This window comes from Rhizobium esperanzae (genome assembly GCF_002204185.1).
Lineage (GTDB): Bacteria > Pseudomonadota > Alphaproteobacteria > Rhizobiales > Rhizobiaceae > Rhizobium > Rhizobium esperanzae.
Window position 1 is genome coordinate 428,440 of record NZ_MXPU01000001.1, and the last position, 15,440, is coordinate 443,879.

The 15,440-nt window shown below is 62.0% G+C and carries 11 protein-coding genes; 8 read left to right on the forward strand and 3 right to left on the reverse strand.

All coding sequences use genetic code 11. The annotated features are described in order from the left end of the window. Window positions 1-3 precede the first annotated feature (3 nt). The 7 genes from phnD (at window position 4) to B5E41_RS02200 (ending at window position 6,494) form a co-directional block, all read left to right on the forward strand. Window positions 4-909 carry a phosphonate ABC transporter substrate-binding protein gene (gene phnD / locus B5E41_RS02170; protein WP_088390681.1) on the forward strand — a complete coding sequence of 302 codons (906 nt, stop codon included), beginning with the start codon at window positions 4-6 and terminating at the stop codon, window positions 907-909. A gap of 172 nt (window positions 910-1,081) precedes the next feature. Beyond that, entirely contained in the window at window positions 1,082-2,041 is a 960-nt protein-coding gene (gene phnE / locus B5E41_RS02175) for a phosphonate ABC transporter, permease protein PhnE (protein WP_088390683.1), read from the forward strand. A gap of 7 nt (window positions 2,042-2,048) precedes the next feature. Next, on the forward strand, window positions 2,049-3,392 hold the full coding sequence (gene phnE / locus B5E41_RS02180; protein ID WP_088390685.1) for a phosphonate ABC transporter, permease protein PhnE: 1,344 nt from the start codon (window positions 2,049-2,051) through the stop codon (window positions 3,390-3,392). Window positions 3,393-3,533: 141 nt separating this feature from the next. Continuing rightward, complete coding sequence (locus tag B5E41_RS02185; RefSeq protein WP_088390687.1) at window positions 3,534-4,229, forward strand: DUF1045 domain-containing protein; 696 nt, start codon at window positions 3,534-3,536, stop codon at window positions 4,227-4,229. A gap of 13 nt (window positions 4,230-4,242) precedes the next feature. Next, a complete protein-coding gene (locus B5E41_RS02190) occupies window positions 4,243-5,382 on the forward strand; it encodes an alpha-D-ribose 1-methylphosphonate 5-triphosphate diphosphatase (RefSeq protein WP_088390689.1) in 1,140 nt (379 codons plus the stop codon). Beyond that, entirely contained in the window at window positions 5,379-5,984 is a 606-nt protein-coding gene (gene phnN, locus B5E41_RS02195; RefSeq protein WP_088390691.1) for a phosphonate metabolism protein/1,5-bisphosphokinase (PRPP-forming) PhnN, read from the forward strand. Before B5E41_RS02190 ends, phnN begins: the two co-directional genes overlap by 4 nt. Before the next feature lie 9 nt (window positions 5,985-5,993). After that, complete coding sequence (locus tag B5E41_RS02200) at window positions 5,994-6,494, forward strand: GrpB family protein (protein ID WP_088390693.1); 501 nt, start codon at window positions 5,994-5,996, stop codon at window positions 6,492-6,494. Between the two features lie 37 nt (window positions 6,495-6,531). On the opposite strand, the gene B5E41_RS02205 is transcribed toward B5E41_RS02200, so the two are convergent. Continuing rightward, a complete protein-coding gene (locus B5E41_RS02205; protein WP_088390695.1) occupies window positions 6,532-8,880 on the reverse strand; it encodes a DNA translocase FtsK in 2,349 nt (782 codons plus the stop codon). A gap of 170 nt (window positions 8,881-9,050) precedes the next feature. Then, a complete protein-coding gene (gene polA / locus B5E41_RS02210) occupies window positions 9,051-12,050 on the reverse strand; it encodes a DNA polymerase I (RefSeq protein ID WP_088390697.1) in 3,000 nt (999 codons plus the stop codon). 400 nt (window positions 12,051-12,450) lie between these two features. Between polA and B5E41_RS02220 the strand changes: the two genes are divergently transcribed. Then, window positions 12,451-12,867, forward strand: a complete 417-nt coding sequence (locus B5E41_RS02220; protein WP_011423544.1) for a MarR family winged helix-turn-helix transcriptional regulator — start codon at window positions 12,451-12,453, stop codon at window positions 12,865-12,867. Between the two features lie 6 nt (window positions 12,868-12,873). On the opposite strand, the gene B5E41_RS02225 is transcribed toward B5E41_RS02220, so the two are convergent. After that, window positions 12,874-15,261 (reverse strand): bifunctional diguanylate cyclase/phosphodiesterase, encoded by a 2,388-nt coding sequence (locus tag B5E41_RS02225; RefSeq protein WP_088390699.1) that lies wholly within the window; start codon window positions 15,259-15,261, stop codon window positions 12,874-12,876. Window positions 15,262-15,440 lie beyond the last annotated feature (179 nt).

Below are 15,440 nucleotides of genomic sequence, written 5' to 3' on the forward strand. Positions count from 1 at the left end.
CGCATGTTGAAGAAAGCACTCTTTGCGGCAACGGCGCTGTTCGCGCTCGCCGGCGCCGCCAATGCCGCAGACCTCAAAGAATTCCGCATCGGCATCCTTGGCGGCGAAAACGAAACCGACCGCCTGCGCAATTATGCCTGCCTCGCCGACCATCTGAAGCAAGAGTTCGGCTTCGAGAAGGTCTCGCTCTTCCCGGCCGCCGATTACGACGGCGTTATCCAGGGTCTGCTCGGCGGCACGCTCGACTTCGCCGAACTCGGCGCTTCGGGCTACGCCTCCGTCTACCTCAAGGACCCGAAGGCTGTTACGCCGATCCTGACGACGCAGCAGAAAGATGGTTCGACGGGTTATCACTCGATCGGCCTCGCACTGAAGTCCTCCGGCATCAAGACCATCAAGGACGCCAAGGGCAAGAAGCTCGGCTACGCCGATCCGGACTCCACCTCCGGTTACCTCGTGCCGCTGACGCAGATCCCGAAGGACACCGGCATGCCGAACGACAAGTTCTTTGCCTCGACCCAGTTCAACGGCGGTCATGAAAACAATCTGCTTGCCGCCTATGACGGCAAGGTCGACGTTGCCGTCGACGATTCGTCGGGCATCGGCGATTTCAAGGACGGCTACACCTCCGGCACCTTCCGCAAAGAAGTCGACAAGGGCGCCGTGGACCCGAACAAGCTCGTTGAAGTCTGGCGTTCGCCGCTGATCCCGAACGGCCCGCTCGTCGTGCGCAACGCCCTCGGCCAGGAGTGGCAGACGAAGCTCGCAGCCTTCTTCACGGCCCTGCCGGAAAAGGATCACAAGTGCTTCTCGGCTGTCGAAGGCGGCGACTACAAGGGCTACGCCCCTGTCAAGCACGACTTCTACAATGCTGTCGTCGAAGTTCGCAAGGCGGCCATCGGCGGCTGATCGTCTTTTGAATACGGGGCGGCCGGCAACGGCCGCCCCTTCTTTTGTGACTACAGCGCCGCGCGTCTTTTCAGACGCGTAAAGGACGCTGTCGAACTTTGAATTGCTACATAATTCCATCCTCAAATCGAACTCGATTTGAGGATGGAATTATGTAGCAGGCGGGGCATCCATGACTATTGCCGATACACAGCCGCACATGCAGAGCACGCAGGATATCCGCACCGCCTGGGAGCGGATGGTCGCCAGGCGCCGATTTTACACCGTCCTCGGCATGATTATCCTCACTGTGGCTTTCGTCAGTTCCGTCCGATTCGCCGACGAGAGCAATGCCGGCCATTTCTTCGACCGCCTGCCACATCTCTTCGACTTCCTGAGCTGGCTCATCCCCAAGGATTGGAACGACGTCTGGCGCGCGCTTTTCGACATAGCGAGCGTCAACGACAAGGGCGGCGAGGAATTCAATTTCGACAAGGGCCGTGTCTACGTCTGGGGCGCCTTCTACATTCCGGAATATCTCGAGCTGATGATCGTGACGATCAACGTGGCGCTGATCTCGACAATTATCGCCTTCATCTTTGCTGTTCCCTTGAGCTTCTTTGCCGCGCGCAACCTCACGAGTTCATGGCCGCTACGCATCTTCACCAAGCGGCTGATGGAGTTCCTGCGCGCCTTCCCCGAAATCGTGATCGCCGGCCTTTTTTCGGCGATCCTGTCGATTGGGCCGGTCGCCGCCATCATCGCCATCACCCTGCACACGATTGGCGCGCTCGGCAAACTCTTCTACGAAGTCGCCGAAAATATCGACATGAAGCCGCATGAGGGGATGAAGGCCGTCGGCGCCAACTGGTGGGAGCGCGTGCGCTTCGCCGCGCTGCCGCAGGTGCTGCCGAATTTCACCTCTTATGCGCTGCTGCGCCTGGAGGTCAACGTGCGCGCCTCGACCATTATCGGCGCCGTCGGCGGCGGCGGCATTGGTGAGGAACTGAAGCTTTCGATCTCGCGCGGTTTCGGCGCCAAGACGATGGCGCTCGTTCTGCTGCTGTTCGTGACGATCGTCGCCGTCGACCAGTTCTCCGCATGGCTGCGCCGCCGTCTCGTCGGCGAGCACGCCTTCCTCCTGCAACATTGAGGCCGCCATGACGGTGATCGACGCAAACCGCATGAACGAAATAGAAGCGCGCTATCCGGAATATTTCCACCGGTCGTTCCGCCAGCGTTTCGGCGGGCTGATGATCTTCATTGCGACGCTGCTCTACGGCCTTTACGCCGTCTGGTTCTTCGACCTGCCAAAGCTTCTTGCCGAAGCCCACTGGGAGCGCGTCGGCATCTATCTCAGCCAATGGGTGAGCTACGATGTCCAGCCGGACCTCCGCATCCAGGAGGACGGCTCGATCGAGGTGCGTTATCCCCGCTTCTCGCCGCTCGGCGATAATCCGCATCCGGACTGGGTGGTCAACAACTCCGACGGCAGCATCACCGTTTCCGTCAGCGGCACCAGCCGTAGCGTCACCGTCTCGAAGAGCGAAACGATCGTGACTGCACACGGCGTCAGTGTCCCGGTCGACGTTTCGAGCGGCGCGCCTGAGGTGGTCGGGCCGGTGCCCGCCTGGATGACGGTCTATGACGACAACGTGCTCGCGGATCTCGGCTTTGCCGGCGACGTCAGTATTTCCGTCGACCGCGTGAAGGTCCGGAAACGCTTTCTCGGCTGGGCGAATTTCATCTTCGACACGCAATCCTCCTTCTTTGACAAGCCGGTCGGCGAAGTCATCGGCCTCATCGTCTCCGGCCCGCGCATCAAGCCCAACCAGACCAATCTGTCGCTCGCCTTCGATGACATCTGGAACAACAGCGAATGGCAGCATGGCGACGTCTGGACCAAGCTGTTCCAGACGATCGTCATGGCCTTTCTCGGAACGCTGCTCGGCGCGATCGCCGCCTTCCCGCTCGCCTTCCTGGCGGCGCGCAACATCACACCGAACCGCCTTCTGAACCAGATCCTCAAGCGCTTCTTCGATTTCCTGCGCTCGGTCGACATGCTGATCTGGGCGCTGTTCCTGACCCGTGCCTTCGGCCCCGGGCCGCTTGCCGGCAGCGGCGCGATCTTCCTCACCGAGACCGGCACGCTCGGCAAGCTTTATTCCGAGGGACTCGAGAACATCGACAACAAGCCGCGGGAAGGCATCAAATCGACCGGCGCCCAGACGGTGCTCGTCCATCGTTACGGCATCATGCCGCAGATCGTTCCCATCTTCGTCAGCCAGACGCTCTACCAGTGGGAGTCGAACGTGCGCGGCGCCACGATCATCGGCGCCGTCGGCGCGGGCGGCATCGGCCTCAAGCTCTGGGAGGCGATGCGCACCAACGCCAACTGGGAAAACGTGGCCTATATGGTCATTCTGATCCTGATCGTCGTCTTCCTGTTCGACGCCGCTTCGAACGCGCTGCGCCACCGGTTGATGGGCACGAAGACACACTGATCGATCGATGAGGGGCGGTGGCGGCGCTGCCGCCATCATCATTCTGTCACGGAAATCTTTTAGCCGGGAGCCTGCTTGCGGTTCGCCGCCAAATCACTGCACATTGCCCTCCCCGTTTCGATGATCCCCAGGATAATAGCCTTGCGATACGCCCTCTATTTCTCGCCGCCGAAGGACGATCCCCTGACCGGCGCGGCTTCGCGCTGGCTCGGCCGCGATGCTTTCACCGGCGAAACCTATCCTGCACCCGACCATGAGACACTCGGTGCGGCAGAGCAGTTCGAGCTGACCGCCGACCCACGCCGCTACGGCTTTCACGCGACAATCAAGGCGCCGTTTTCGCTTGCCGCTTCCGTCACCGAAAAGGATCTCATGGCCTTCGCCGAGGAGTTTGCCGCCCGGACCCCCGCCTTCGAGATTCCTCAACTCGTGCTCGGGCAGCTCGGCCGTTTTTTTGCCCTTGTTCCGGCTTCTCTTCATCAACCTCTTCAGGATTTCGCCGCGAAGGTGGTAAAATCCTTCGAGCCGTTCCGCGCGACGCTTTCCGAGGCCGATATCGCGCGCCGCAATCCGGAGAGGCTCAGCGACAGCCAGCGCGCCAATCTGCAACGCTGGGGTTATCCTTACGTCATGGAGGATTTCGGTTTCCACATGACGCTGAGCGGCCAGGTGCCTGAGACACGTGCCGAGACGATGAAAACGGTCCTGGCGGAGCGTTTTTCCGGTTTCACCGGCCGGCCGCTTTCGATTTCCGGCCTTGCCGTCTTCATCGAGGAGAGGCGCGGCGCCCCGTTCAAAGTTCATTCCTGGCTGCCGCTTTCCGGCGCCAAAAGCTGAAAGACCTGACGATATGAGCAAAGAGACCGTCTTTTCCAACGCCCGCATCGTTCTGGAGGACGACATCCTTTCAGGATCGATCCTCATCCGCGACGGCAAGATCGCCGACGTCTCCGAAGGCAATTCGGTAGCCGGCGAAGATTTCGAGGGCGATTACGTCATTCCCGGCCTTGTCGAACTCCATACCGACCATCTCGAAGGGCATTACCAGCCGCGCCCGGGCATCCGCTGGCACAAGACGGCTGCCGTCCAGGCGCATGACGCCCAGATCGTCACATCGGGCATCACGACGGTCTTCGACTGCCTGCGCATGGGCGCGGACGAGGACGGCGGTTTCGAACATGGCGAAATGCGTGAGATGGCCGACGCCATTCAATCGGCGGAGAAGGAAGGCCGACTGCGCGCCGAGCACCTCATCCATCTTCGCTGCGAGGTTTCGGCCGGCAACGTACTCGAACATTTCGCCGATTTCGAAAACGATCCGCATGTGCGGCTGGTCTCGCTGATGGATCATGCGCCCGGCCAGCGACAGTTCCAGACGATGGATCAATACATCTTTTACTATCAGAAGAAGCGGGGCCTGAGCGACGAGGCCTTCGCCCGCTTCGTTGCCAAGCGCCAGGCGGAATCGGCGCGCAATTCAACCCCGCATCGCAATGCCATCGCCAAGGTCTGCGCCGAGCGCGGCATCACGGTCGCAAGCCATGACGACGCCACGCTCTCCCATGTCGACGAGGCAATCGACAATGGCGTGCGCCTTGCCGAGTTTCCGACCAGCTTCGATGCCGCCCGGGCATCGCACGAGCACGGCATGAGCGTGCTGATGGGCGCGCCGAATATCGTGCGCGGCAAATCCCACTCCGGCAACATCGCCGCGCGCGATCTCGCCGAAATGGGCGTGCTCGACGTGCTGTCCTCCGACTACGTGCCGCTCAGCTTGCTGCATGCACCCTTCATCCTTGCCGACGAGGTGGAGAGCATCACGCTTCCGAAAGCGATCGCGATGGTGACGTCGACGCCTGCCCGCACCGTCAGCCTCGACGATCGCGGCCGGATCGCGACCGGGCTGCGGGCCGATCTCGTCCGTGTCCACCGCTCGCACGGCGTGCCGGTCACACGCTCCGTCTGGCGCCAGGGACGCCGTGTCGCATGACCCCGCACGAACCCCATGCGGCAGCCGGAGCCGAGCGCGGCATCATGGTCGTGGTCGTCGGACCGAGCGGCGCCGGCAAGGACACGCTGATGAACCTCGCTGCGCGGCGTTTTGCCGGCCGCGACAACGTGCATTTCGCCCGCCGGGTCATCACCCGCCACCGTAATGCCGGCGGCGAGGATCATCTTTCCGTCTCCCTCGAAGGCTTTGCCGCCATGGAGCAGTCAGGCTCTTTCGCGGTCTGGTGGGAAGCGCATGGCCTGAGATACGGCATTCCGGCCGAAGTTTCGGTGGCGCTGTCGCGAGGCCACGTCGTCGTGGCCAACGGCTCGCGCTCGGCGCTTCACCGCTTCCAGGCCGCTTTCCCGCGGCTGAAGGTCATCAATGTCACGGCCCGCCCCGAAGTGCTCGCCAGCCGGCTGGAAGCGCGCGGCCGCGAGACACATGAGGACATCATGGCCAGGCTCGCCCGCGGGCCGCTGACCGTGCGTGGCGACTATGATGTGACCGAGCTCGACAATAGCGGCTCGCTCGAAGAGGCCGAGCAGAAGATGATCGCGATCCTGAACGAATTGCTGGCCGAAGTGTCGCGACCACAGTAGAGAAGCAGGATGCGCGCCATCAAAGTCGTCGATTACGACCCTTCCTGGCCGCTTCTGTTTGCCGAAATCAGCGTCGAAGTCTCCATCCTGCTCGGTGATCTCGTGCTGTCCATCGACCATATCGGCAGCACATCGGTGCCCGGCCTTGCGGCCAAGCCGAAGATCGACCTCGATGTCGTGATCTCGGACGACGCGCTGCCGACGGCAATCGACATGGTGCGCGCTACGCACTTCGTCTTCCATGGCGATACGGGAGAGAAACGGGGGGCCTTCACCCGTGATCATGAACGCCACGGCTTCAAGCTCTATCTCTGCGGCCCCGGCAATCGCGCGCACCGTGAGCGCATTCTGTTTCGCGACTATCTCCGGAACCACCCCGAAAGGGCCAGGATCTATGCCGATCTCAAACGTCGACTGGCCGCTGAGGCGGACGGCGACTGGGATTTCTACACCGGCGGAAAGATCGATTTCGTCAGCGAAACGCTGCGACTGGCCAGTCCGATCGTGTAAAATCGGGAGTGCGCAGCGCACTCCCGCTCGTTACCAATCAGTCACCGTCGCTCCGTCCAGAGACGATCTCGCGCTTGCCGACATGGTTGGCCGGGCCGACGAGACCTTCCTTCTCCATGCGCTCGACCAGTGAAGCAGCGCGGTTATAGCCGATGCCGAGGCGGCGCTGGATATAGGAGGTCGAGCACTTCTTGTCGCGCATGACGACCTTGACCGCCTGCTCGTAAAGCTCGTTGCCGTCCTCTGAGGCCATGGCGCTTTTGTCGAAAACGGCGCCGGCGTCTTCCTCTTCCGGCTCGTCCTCCTCGCCGGCGGTCACGGTGTCGAGATATTCGGGGCGACCCTGCGTCTTCAGGTGCGCAACGACCTTTTCCACTTCGGCATCGGAGACGAAGGGACCGTGGACGCGGGCGATGCGTCCGCCGCCCTGCATATGCAGCATGTCGCCCTGGCCGAGCAGCTGTTCGGCGCCCTGTTCGCCGAGGATGGTGCGGCTGTCGATCTTCGAGGTGACCTGGAAGGAAATGCGGGTCGGGAAATTCGCCTTGATCGTGCCGGTGATGACATCGACCGACGGACGCTGGGTCGCCATGATCAGGTGAATGCCTGCGGCACGCGCCATCTGCGCCAGACGCTGGATCGCACCCTCGATCTCCTTGCCGGCGACCATCATCAGATCAGCCATCTCGTCGACGATGACGACGATATAGGGCATCGGCGCAAGATCCAGCTCTTGGCTTTCCTCGATCGGCGCGCCGGTCTGCCGGTCGAAGCCGACCTGGACCATGATGTGGATGGTCTCGCCCTTTTCGCGCGCCTGGGAGACGCGGCCGTTGTAACCGTCGATGTTGCGCACGCCGAGGCGCGACATCTTGCGATAACGCTCCTCCATCTCGCGCACCGCCCATTTCAGCGCCATGACGGCCTTCTTCGGGTCGGTGACGACGGGCGTCAGCAGATGCGGAATCCCGTCATAAACGGAAAGTTCGAGCATCTTCGGATCGACCATGATCAGCCGGCACTGTTCCGGCGTCATGCGGTAGAGCAGCGACAGGATCATCGTATTGATGGCAACCGATTTGCCCGAGCCGGTGGTGCCGGCGACGAGCAGGTGCGGCATCTTTGCGAGTTCGGCGATCACAGGCTCACCGCCGATGGTCTTGCCGAGGCCTAGCGCCAGCTTATAGCCGCTCTTGTCGAAATCCTGGCTCTCGATCATCTCGCGGAAATAGACGGTTTCACGGGTGACGTTCGGCAGCTCGATGCCGATGACGTTGCGGCCAGGGACGACGGCGACGCGAGCCGACAGCGCCGACATCGAGCGGGCGATATCGTCGGCCAGGCCGATGACGCGCGACGATTTCACGCCGGGCGCCGGCTCGAATTCATAAAGGGTGACGACGGGGCCGGGGCGGACATGTATGATCTCGCCCTTGATGCCGAAATCCTCAAGCACGCTTTCCAGAAGACCGGCATTCTGTTCCAGCGTCTCCTGCGACATGATCTCGCCGAGACGTTCAGGCGGCTCCTGCAACAGCGCGCGCGGCGGGAATTCATAACCCGATGCATCGACCCTTTCAGGCCTCGCCGCAAGGCGCGGCGACGGCAGGACCGCGGCGACCGGCGGTGTCGGCCGAGGCACGGGGGCGGCCTGAGGCACGGGGGCGGCCTGAGGCACCGGCGTGACCTGAGGCATCGGCGCAGTCTGGGGCGCGACCTGCGGCGCCGGCGCAATCGCCGCCTCGCGGATGCGCACGGGCCTTTCCAGGGAAATCGCCGGCGGCGGGCGCGAAGCTACCGGCGCAGGTGTTGCAGCCGGTGGCTGAACCGGTCGGGATGCCGCCTGAGCGGGTTTCAGCGTGCCCGGACGCCATTCCATGACGCGAAACAGCGAGGTGATTGATTCGGGCGCGGTCTCGATCTTCGGAAGAAAGATCGAGGGCGCGCGTACCGGTTCGCCTTCCTCGAAGGCCATGACTTCCCAGAAGGCAAAATCGGAAATCGAAGACAGTTCGGAAGCGACGCGCAGGGTAGGACCCTCCACCGCGGCGGCCCGCGGCTGCAGCGCCTCGATCTCCGCCTGCGCTACGGCAGGTTCAGCGGGTTCCGGCAGGTAGATATCGAAAGGCACGTCCACCGCGACCGGTTCTATCCGTATCGCCTGCTGCTCCGCTTCCGATTCGCAGCGAACGGGCTCGCTCGATGGGCGGCGGCGGCTGATCAGCGTTTCGGGCGTGCGGGTGAAGCGAACATTCGGCGCGAGCGAGAAGTTGCTCTGCCAGATCGGCGCCGGCGGCCTCTCGCCTGGATTTTCCTCCGGAAGCTCCGTTTCAATGCCGCTGGAAAAATCTGCGGCATCCGTCAAATTGGTTCTGGGAAAACGCATGCGTCCGCTACTCACTCATGCCTAACAAATTACGACCCTATCGGGATAGAAAAGGAAGGTTAATAAGTTCCTTCCAGCCGTATCGTTCCGATACGGCCCAGGGCGGCACATCGTCGTGAATTCAACGGGTTATGAGAGGCGGAAAAATCTTTTTCGTTTTGGGGAGGCGGTTAATGCGCCTCGTCCCAATTGGTGGCGGCGCGGGCATCGACCTTGAGCGGCACGCGCATCTCGAGCGCCGGCATCGTAGCGTTTTCCATGACCGAGACGATGACCGGCATCGCCTTTTCGACGTCCTCGTCCTCGACCTCGAAAATCAGCTCGTCATGCACCTGCAGCAGCATGCGCACACGCTCGGCAAGACCGGCTTCGGCGAGCGCCGGCTCCATCTTGATCATCGCCCGGCGGATGACGTCGGCCGCAGAGCCCTGGATCGGCGCGTTGATCGCTGCCCGTTCGTTGAAGGCGCGCACCGAAGGGTTGGAGGAGCGGATTTCCGGATAGTTGATGCGGCGGCCGAAGATCGTTTCGACATAACCCTTGTCGCGGGCCATCGCCTTGCGGCTCTCCATATAGTCGCGGATTCCGGGGAAGCGTTCGAAATATTTCTTGATGTAGTCGCCGGCTTCCGAACGCTCGATCGAAAGCTGGTTGGCGAGGCCGAAGGCGGAGATGCCGTAGATGATGCCGAAATTGATCGCCTTGGCCCGGCGGCGCACCTCGCCCGGCATGCCTTCGACCGGCACGCCGAACATTTCCGACGCGGTCATGGCGTGAATGTCGACGCCGTCCTCGAAGGCCTTGGTCAGCTGCGGGATCTCGGCCACATGGGCAAGCACCCGCAGTTCGATCTGGCTGTAGTCGGCGGAGATCAGCTTGTGACCCGGCGTCGAGATGAAGGCGGTGCGGATCTTGCGGCCTTCTGCGGTGCGCACCGGAATATTCTGCAGGTTCGGTTCGGACGAGGACAGGCGCCCGGTGGTCGTCGAAGCCAGAGAATAGGAGGTGTGGACCCGCCTGGTCTCCGGATGGACATAGCCCGGAAGCGCGTCGGTATAGGTGGATTTCAGCTTGGTGACTTGGCGCCAGTCGACGATCTTGCGCGGCAGCTCGAAACCGGCTGCGGCGAGATCCTCGAGCACCGAGGCGGAGGTCGACCATTGTCCGGTCTTCGTCTTGCTGCCGCCGGCAAGGCCCATCTTGCCGAACAGGATGTCGCCCAGCTGCTTCGGCGAACCGATGTTGAAACGTTCGCCGGCGAGCTGGTAGATCTCGTCTTCCAGGCGCGCCGCACCCTGCGCCAGTTCGCCGGACAGCCGCGACAGGATCTGCCGGTCGACGGTGATGCCGCGCGCTTCCATATGCGCCAGCACCGGCAGCAGCGGCCGCTCCAGCCGCTCGTAGACGCTGGTCAGCCCCGCCGCCGCCAGCCGCGGCTTCAGGACGAGCCAGAGGCGCAGTGTCACATCGGCATCTTCGGCGGCATAATGGGTGGCGCGGTCGATATCGACGAGATCGAAGGTGACGTTCGCTCTGCCGCTGCCCGCCACATCCTTGTAGGGGATCGGCGTGTGGCCGAGGAATTTTTCCGAGAGCGGGTCCATGCCATGGGCGCCGGTGCCGGCGTCGAGTACGTAGGAGATCAGCATCGTGTCGTCGAAGCTCTTCGTCTCGACGCCGTAGCGCTTCATCAGGAGGTAGTCGTATTTCAGGTTCTGGGCGACCTTGAGAACCGATTCGTCCTCCAGCAATGCCTTCAGCCGCGGCAAGGCATCGCGCATGGGGATCTGGTTTTCGGCAAGGCCGCCGCCGAGCAGATCGCCGACGCCGTTCTTGTGGGCGAGCGGCACATAGGCGGCGCGAATCTTCGTGCCGGTGGGATTGCTGACATTGTCGGCGATCGCCATCGCAAAGCCGACGAGCTCGGCCTGCATCGCATCCAACGACGTGGTCTCGGTATCGAAAGCCACGAGGCCGGTGTCGCGGGCATCCGCGATCCATCGGTCGAGCGTCGCCAGATCGCGGATCGTCACATAGGTCGAATGATCGAAGGGCAGCGCCGCAAAAGCCTCGGCCCGCGCTTTGGCGAGATCGGCCGGCGAAAAAGCGCCTTCGACGCCGGCCTTCGCCTTCGCGCGAGCCGGCACCGGCACCGCTTCGCCCGAAACGTCCGGGATGCCGCCGGCGACGGGTTCGGGCTCGGCCGCGTCGAGATCGGGACCATGGGCCGCCTTGCCCCATTCGATAGCGACGACCGCCGGTTCGATGGCGCTCGCATCGCAATCGCAAACTTCGGCGACGCGGCGCGTCAACGAGGTGAATTCCATCGTCTTGAGGAAACCGATCAGCTTCGGGCCGTTCTGCGGTTCCAGCACCAGCGCGTCGAGATCGAGATCGAGCGGCACGTCGGTGCGCAGGCGGACGAGGTCGCGCGAGAGCTTGGCCATTTCGATATTGGCAAGGATCGTCTCGCGACGCTTGACCTGCTTGATCTCGGTGGCGCGATCGAGCAGCGTGTCGAGGTCGCCGTATTCCTCAAGGAGCTGGGCGGCGGTTTTAGGGCCGATGCCGGGAATGCCTGGAACGTTGTCGACGGAATCGCCGGTCATCGCCTGCAGGTCGATCATCTTTTCCGGCGGCACGCCCCATTTCTCGATGACGTCGGGAATGCCGATCTGCTTGTCCTTCATGCTGTCGTACATGTGGACATTTGAGGTGACGAGCTGCATCAGATCCTTGTCGGAGGAGACGATGGTGACGTCGGCACCTGCCGCCTCGGCCTGGCGGGCATAGGTGGCTATGATGTCGTCAGCCTCGAAGCCTTCGGTTTCGATGCATGGCAGGTTGAAGGCGCGGGTCGCCTCTCTGATGAGGCCGAATTGGGGGATGAGCTCTTCGGGCGGGGCCGAACGATTCGCCTTATAGGCGTCGTAGAGATCCTTGCGAAAGGTCTTTGCGGAATAATCGAAAATGACGGCGAGATGGGTCGGTGTTACCCCGACATCGGTGTTGCGCGCATCCCGCAAGAGCTTCCACAGCATGTTGCAGAAACCGGAAACGGCGCCGACCGGCAGGCCGTCCGATTTGCGCGTCAGCGGCGGCAGTGCGTGAAACGCGCGAAAGATGAAGCCGGAACCATCGACTAGGAAGAGGTGATCGCCTTTTTTCATGTGCGCATGGATAGCGCGGGCAGGAAACGAGGTCCATATAAAGTTCGGCCAAGAGCGGAAGGATTTCTGCTCACCAAACTGTTACCGATTTGTAACGTACCGTGACCCTTGAAAAACCACATTCGTAGCTACAAATCGATGTCACCGGCGCTTGATGGCGTCGCGGGTCTGATTACCGGCTTGTCCCCCGCCGCATCAGGCTTGGACAAAGGCCTTATCCCCCTCTCCGGGCCTTTGTCCCCATTTTAAAGTCGCCATGGCCAACCTCCAGGTCATGGCGACTTTTATTTTCCAGGTCCGCGCCGATCGCGGCTTGCATTTTTTGCAGCATCCTCTGCGATTTGCTGCATTGTCTCCGGCACGGTTTTGAGCCTAACTTGCAATCATGGGATTTAACCGCATGGATTCGGGAGCTTACCTGGCCAGCCAGCTGGCGAAGGGTTTTGCCCGCTCGCTGCACCAGCGCGCGGTAGGGCTTGGTTTCTCTCCAGGCCAGTTTCCCATCCTGCTGGAACTCTGGGCCGAGGATGGCCTGACCCAGAAACAGCTTCTCGACCGAGTCGCTATCGAGCAGGCGACCATGGCCAATACGCTTTCGCGCATGGTCCGTGACGGGCTGATCGAACGCCGGCCGCATCCGTCCGACAAGCGGGCGCAGCTGATTTTCCTGACGCCGAAGGCCCGCGCCATGGAGGCTGAGGCGATCGAGACCGCGCGTGAGGCGGATCTGGCGCTGTTCAAAGGCTTTCGCGGATTCGAGCGCGAGCTGACGCTCGAATATATCCGCCGGCTGCTGGAAAACGCCAAGGCGCTCTGACCGAGTTTATTCACAGGCAAGACGCGTAGGTCGCCGCCACGGCGTCGGCAGCACGTCAGCCTCGGCCGTCGAGGACAGGAGGTTTTTGTGGGCGGCGAGCTTGATGCTCGGCTCGATATCCGGCTTGCCGAGCAAAAAGCCCTGTACCTGGGCGCAGCCTTCTTCGACGACGATCTGGCGCTGCGTCTCGGTTTCGACGCCCTCCGTCACGACAGGCATGCCGAGGCTGTGGCCGAGACCGATGATTGCGCGCACGATCGAACGTGACGCTGCGTCATGTTCCAGCATGCCTGTGAAGCTGCGGTCGACCTTGATCTTGTCGAACGGGAAGGTTCGCAGGTTGGAAAGCGAGGAAAAGCCGGTGCCGAAGTCGTCCATGACGATGTGAACACCCAGACTGCGCAGGCGCTGCAGCGTGGCCATCACCCGATCGCGGTCACGGATGAGAGCGGCCTCGGTGATTTCGATTTCCAGCCGGTCGGGCGCGAGCCCCGTTTCCTCGAGGATTGCCTCGATCCGCTCGCAAAGGTTCGGCAGCATGAACTGCACCGGCGAGACATTCACGGCGATCGTCAGCGGATGCGGCCAGCGCGCAGCCTCTGTACAGGCCTCGCGCAGCACCCATTCGCCGAGTTGGACGATCGATCCGCTTTCCTCGGCGATTGGAATGAAGACATCCGGCTCGCTGATGTCGTGCCCCGGCCGGTTCCAGCGCATCAAGGCCTCGTAACCGCTGACCTCGCCACTAAGTGCACCGTAAATCGGCTGATAGCTGACATGGATCTGATTGCGGGTGATGGCGTGGCGCAGTTCGCTTTCGATCTGGCGGCGGGCTCGCGTGGCCTCGTCCATTTCCGCATCGAAGAAACAGGCCTTGCCGCGGCCGCCGTGCTTGACCCGATAAAGTGCGATATCGGCATTGTTGCAGATCTCGTCCACATCTCGTCCGTCGGCCGGATAAAGGGCAATGCCGAGGCTGACGCCGACGGCCGTGGGGTCGCGTGCCGTATCCATCTCGGCGGCGAATTCGTCGAGGATCGCGGCTGCGAGCTTCTGCGCGGCCGCCGGTTGCTGCCCGGCGGGCTGAATGATGGCAAATTCATCGCCACCGAAACGGGCGATCGTATCGCTTTCATCGGCGACGCGCCGGAGAATCGAGGCAACCTTGCGAAGAATTCGGTCGCCCTCGGCATGGCCGAAAATATCGTTGACGCTCTTGAATCGATCGAGATCGATATAGAAGAGGGCCACCTTGCTGTTCTTTCGTTCGGCCATCTGCAGCGCCTGGCGGATGCGCGTATCGAATAACGACCGGTTCGGAAGATCGGTCAGAACATCGTGGTGGGCGAGATGTTCGATCATCTCCTCGGCCTGCCTGCGCTCCGTCAGATCGCGCACCGCCAGCACGTCACAATTGTGCCCGCGATAGACGATCCTGCTCGTGTTCACTTCGACGGCGATCTCCTTGCCGCTGCTGGTACTGAGTAAGGTCTCGCCGGGCCTGTTCTGCCCCTGGATGGCTGTCAAAGCAGCGGACGGCGCCTTGCCGACAAGATCGGCAAGCTTCCAGCCGGAAAGAGTTTGGAACCGTTCATTGGCATCGATGACCCTGCCTTCGCGCAGGATCAGCAGCCCTTCCTGCGAGGCATTGGCGAGCCCTCTCAGATCCGTCAGATGGCTATCGATAAAGACCACCGCGATAGCGGTCAGAATGAGAGCTGTCGCGGCTACCACGACGATCGCTGCCAGCAGGCTGGTATGGAGCACCGTCGCCGGGACCTCTTTGCCGGGATCCGGCACAAGCGTGATGCTTCCCATCGAAATGAAGTGGAGAGCGCAGATTGCAAGAACGAAGATAACGGACGAGGTGAGGAGCCGCCTCAGGCCGCTCCATTGGAAGAAAGCGTAGAAGGCAGCGCTCGACAGCAGCGCCCCCGCCAGAACCGCACTCAGCGTCATGTAGGGATCGTAGACGATGAGCGCCTGTGTCTCGATCGCCTGCATACCGGTCAGGTGCATCGAGGCGATGCCGAGCGCCATCAGGACGCCGCCGCGGATGCGCGAAAACCTGCCGCGGCTCTCCGAAGCGACGATGATCGCCGCCCACGAACCGACAACCGACAGGAGGAAGGAAAGCGCCGTCAGCCCCAGTTGGTAGCTGATCGGCATGCCGCCGTCATAGGCCAACATCGCGATGAAGTGCGTTGCCCATACGCCTGTGCCGAAGGCGAAAGCCGAGGCGCCGATCCAGAGCTTGCGGCGCCCGGCATCGCATCCTTGAGCGCGCGAAAGCGGCAACATCGCCGCCATCGCGCCGACCAGACAAACCGCCGCGGCCGCGAGCACCAGCCGCCAATCGTGATCGTCCCGAATACATGTAATGACCGAAAACATCCGTCCCCCCGAACAGCTGAATTCTGTCAGGTTATTTAGGTTGTACTAAATAACTGTAAATTGAATTAGAAGCTTCTTCTATATTATCGGCAATCTTCTTGCACCCGATCTGGATATGGCCACTTTCGCGCCGCCCATTTTGCTTTTCCGCCTCGCCTGCCTTGCTCGTTTGGTCTATC

What these genes read in the sequence shown, in the direction of transcription:
- B5E41_RS02190 (WP_088390689.1), top strand. Translation starts at nt 4,243, where the DNA reads ATGAGCAAAGAGACCGTCTTTTCCAACGCCCGCATCGTTCTGGAGGAC.
- B5E41_RS02205 (WP_088390695.1), bottom strand. Translation starts at nt 8,880, where the DNA reads ATGCGTTTTCCCAGAACCAATTTGACGGATGCCGCAGATTTTTCCAGC.
- phnN (WP_088390691.1), top strand. Translation starts at nt 5,379, where the DNA reads ATGACCCCGCACGAACCCCATGCGGCAGCCGGAGCCGAGCGCGGCATC.
- phnE (WP_088390685.1), top strand. Translation starts at nt 2,049, where the DNA reads ATGACGGTGATCGACGCAAACCGCATGAACGAAATAGAAGCGCGCTAT.
- phnE (WP_088390683.1), top strand. Translation starts at nt 1,082, where the DNA reads ATGACTATTGCCGATACACAGCCGCACATGCAGAGCACGCAGGATATC.
- polA (WP_088390697.1), bottom strand. Translation starts at nt 12,050, where the DNA reads ATGAAAAAAGGCGATCACCTCTTCCTAGTCGATGGTTCCGGCTTCATC.
- B5E41_RS02225 (WP_088390699.1), bottom strand. Translation starts at nt 15,261, where the DNA reads ATGTTTTCGGTCATTACATGTATTCGGGACGATCACGATTGGCGGCTG.
- B5E41_RS02200 (WP_088390693.1), top strand. Translation starts at nt 5,994, where the DNA reads ATGCGCGCCATCAAAGTCGTCGATTACGACCCTTCCTGGCCGCTTCTG.
- phnD (WP_088390681.1), top strand. Translation starts at nt 4, where the DNA reads ATGTTGAAGAAAGCACTCTTTGCGGCAACGGCGCTGTTCGCGCTCGCC.
- B5E41_RS02220 (WP_011423544.1), top strand. Translation starts at nt 12,451, where the DNA reads ATGGATTCGGGAGCTTACCTGGCCAGCCAGCTGGCGAAGGGTTTTGCC.